4 protein-coding genes are annotated in these 2897 nt (G+C 42.0%); 2 read left to right on the forward strand and 2 right to left on the reverse strand.

The genetic code is table 11. The features are described from left to right. Positions 1 to 114 precede the first annotated feature (114 nt). Together QTO00_RS17640 and QTO00_RS17645 are read left to right on the forward strand one after the other, a co-directional pair. Positions 115 to 780, forward strand: a complete 666-nt coding sequence (locus QTO00_RS17640) for a DUF4144 family protein (RefSeq protein WP_331425939.1) — start codon at positions 115 to 117, stop codon at positions 778 to 780. Position 781: 1 nt separating this feature from the next. Beyond that, positions 782 to 1261 carry an isochorismatase family protein gene (locus tag QTO00_RS17645; protein WP_331425940.1) on the forward strand — a complete coding sequence of 160 codons (480 nt, stop codon included), beginning with the start codon at positions 782 to 784 and terminating at the stop codon, positions 1259 to 1261. 158 nt (positions 1262 to 1419) lie between these two features. On the opposite strand, the gene QTO00_RS17650 is transcribed toward QTO00_RS17645, so the two are convergent. Next, a complete protein-coding gene (locus QTO00_RS17650) occupies positions 1420 to 2157 on the reverse strand; it encodes an SDR family NAD(P)-dependent oxidoreductase (protein ID WP_331425941.1) in 738 nt (245 codons plus the stop codon). A 106-nt stretch (positions 2158 to 2263) separates the two neighbouring features. Next, positions 2264 to 2897, reverse strand: a 634-nt coding sequence (locus QTO00_RS17655) for a substrate-binding domain-containing protein (protein ID WP_331425942.1), incomplete at its 5' end; no start/stop codon positions are given.

Raw genomic sequence — 2897 nt, forward strand, 5'->3', positions numbered from 1 at the left:
CTTCTCCTTTTGCTTCGGGACCTGAACACTCCAAGCATGGCTGATAGACATGTGAAGTGGTAGGGGGAGACCATCTCATCACCTTAATGCGGCGTTATGTGTATAGAGGAACCTATGAATCAACAGGAACTATTAGTGATATTTGAAACAATCGCGAAATCTCAGCCTAATCAGTGGATTCCTGTGATTTCTGCGCTTGGTGGGGCACTAGTTGGTGGGTTAGTTACTTTCTTTCCTACAAAATATCTAGAAGAGCATAGGGCTAAGATGTTTTCTCAGCAAGTGCAAAACTCGATAATTGCTGAAGTCTCGGCGCTATTGCGTGTAATCGAGAATCGAAAATATGTTGAGTCTGTGGAAGAAGCAGTACTTTATTTGAAAAACAATCCGAAAGGTACTTACACTTTGTTTGCAGACATACCAGCCCATTACTCGCTGATTTATCAAGAGCAATGTAAACATATTGGAACACTGGATCGAGAAGTAGCTCGAGATATTATCAACTTTTATCAACTAATAGATGCCATTGTCCAAGATATAAAGCCGAATGGGACTTTTACAACAGCTTCAGACCGTCTGATAGATAGTTGTGGTCATTGCTACGTGGTAAGGGCAACTGGTGGCGATTATGTGTTTGAGCAAAAAGATGCTCAGTTAGACTTGAAAGACATAACCCAATTGATTCAGGAACATGAGTTTGCTCAAGCAGAACTCTGCCTTACCAAGATACAGTTTACCAGCATAGAAGAAGCCGTTATGTCACTTAGTTTGGGAAGATAAAATGTTGTCAAAAGATAATACAGGGTTGATCGTTGTTGACGTGCAGGGGAAGCTTGCACGCTTAGTCCATGATAGTGAAGCTCTGATTTCTAACTGCGCGAGTTTAATAGTAGGAGCTAGGGAACTTGGTTTACCCATTGTATTACTTGAGCAAAACCCTGAAAAGCTAGGTTCTACCGTTGAAGAACTACAAGTTCATTTGACTGGAGTTAGTCCGATATCTAAGTTCACTTTCAGTGCTTGTGAGTCTGCCGATTTTATAGCAACCATCAAGAACTCCAATGTGGATACTTGGTTAGTTTGTGGTATTGAGGCACATATATGTGTTTACCAAACCGCAAAAGGATTGGCTGAACTAGGTTTAAATGTCGAGCTGGTCAGTGACTGTGTTTCATCACGCAAGTTATCCAATGTTCAGCTGGCTATACGTCGGCTTGAAGCAATTGGCGTTGGTATAACGGGTGTCGAAATGTGTCTCTAAGAGCTTGTGAAAGATTGCAGGTCGCTTGAGTTTAAACAGATTCTTTACTTAGTTCGCTAACACTCCTTACACCAAGCGATTAATGAAAATACCCACAGCTATCAGGTTTTGCTATGGGGAGTGGTTTGTGTGTCAGTCCTGATGCGAGAGTAACAAAGTCACCATGGTAGTTCCTCACCAGTAAAACTGTAAAACTTACCTGTGTCTGATGGTTGTGCTTTGCTGATGATATTAAACAGCTGGAGGCTCACATATTCAGGAGTAAAAAGTTTGTTTGGCGGAACCTTCTTCTGAAAAGGCTGGGACAATAGTGTATCTGTGGTTCCAGGGTGAAACGCAAACACACAGCAGTTTGGTAGCTTAAATTGCCACTCTATACTGACTGTTTTTATCGCCATGTTTAGTGCGGCTTTAGAGCAACGGTAGCTAACCCAACCACCAATTTTGTTATCTTCGATACTTCCGATTCTTGCAGATAGTGAAATAAAGTATGTCCGATGCTTAGCTTTAAGGTGGCGAGAAAAATACTTAGCTAACAATAGTGTAGGTATGGTATTTGAGCTCAAGTTTTGGTTAAAAAACGCGGGAATGAATTCGTTGATAGATTTTTCGGGCTTATTGGTTTGATCATGTAGAAAACCAGCGGCATTGACCAATATGTCGAGATCAGGAATCTTATCTGCGAGTTGTTTTACATCAGATTCTAGCGACAAGTCGACGTTAAACCAGGCTGCTTTGCTTTGTAACTCTTCAGGTTTGGTAGAGTTGTATGTGGCATAGATTGCAGCTTCAGGATATAGGGTAGAGGTATGCTCAACAATCGCTCTTCCGATGCCACCGCTTCCACCAGTGATTAGAATTTTCAATAGGTTATACTCAACAATTAGATGAAACATAGGCCAAGCGTAATAAGAGACATACTTAGCGTTTGCTCCAATCCTTGCTTGATTAACAAGAGTATCTACGTTTGAAACTTAAAGTCGGATCGTTCTAAGAGTAACGCTAATTTGATTCAAGGAACTGAGTAAAGTTGGTCACCATGTCATCACTGTTGAAGTGAGAGCCTGTTATCTCTTGGCTTATGATGTTACGAGCTTGTCTATACATCTTCTCGGGAAGAGGAATGTAGCCGGAGTTGTTCACGGATCGCTTAACATTGCGAGGGTGGAATGCGTGGGTTAAAAATTTACGAACGCTTTCACGCTTTGATATCGCAGCTTTATTGACGTAAAGAAATAGCGGGCGAGATAAATCACTATATTCGCCGTTAGTGACGTTCTCTACGCTAGGTAGGGTCGGTTTGCCATTGGTATTGGTGATGGCAATGGCTTTAAGCATATCTTGATGCTGCTGGTAGTAGGCAAAGCCAAGAAACGCCATTGCATATTTGTCAGCAGCGACTTCTGCTGCCATAGCGTTATCATCTTCATTGGCGAAGTAATCTTGTCGGCTATTTGTCTTATTCAAAACCACATTGACAAAATAATCATAGGTACCTGAATCGGATCCCGGACCATGAAGTGTGATTGGATTCGATGGGTAAGCGCTGTCTACTTCGCTCCATAAATCTAGCTGGGCTTCAGAAGAGGCTTGCCAAATGTTTGCTAACGTCGCGATGGGCATTGAGTCGATCCAG

The organism is Vibrio sp. M260118 (assembly GCF_036533755.1).
GTDB lineage: Bacteria > Pseudomonadota > Gammaproteobacteria > Enterobacterales > Vibrionaceae > Vibrio.

Excerpts from the sequence above, each read along its gene's own strand:
- QTO00_RS17640 (WP_331425939.1), top strand. The coding sequence starts at position 115 with ATGAATCAACAGGAACTATTAGTGATATTTGAAACAATCGCGAAATCT.
- QTO00_RS17645 (WP_331425940.1), top strand. The coding sequence starts at position 782 with ATGTTGTCAAAAGATAATACAGGGTTGATCGTTGTTGACGTGCAGGGG.
- QTO00_RS17650 (WP_331425941.1), bottom strand. The coding sequence starts at position 2,157 with ATGTTTCATCTAATTGTTGAGTATAACCTATTGAAAATTCTAATCACT.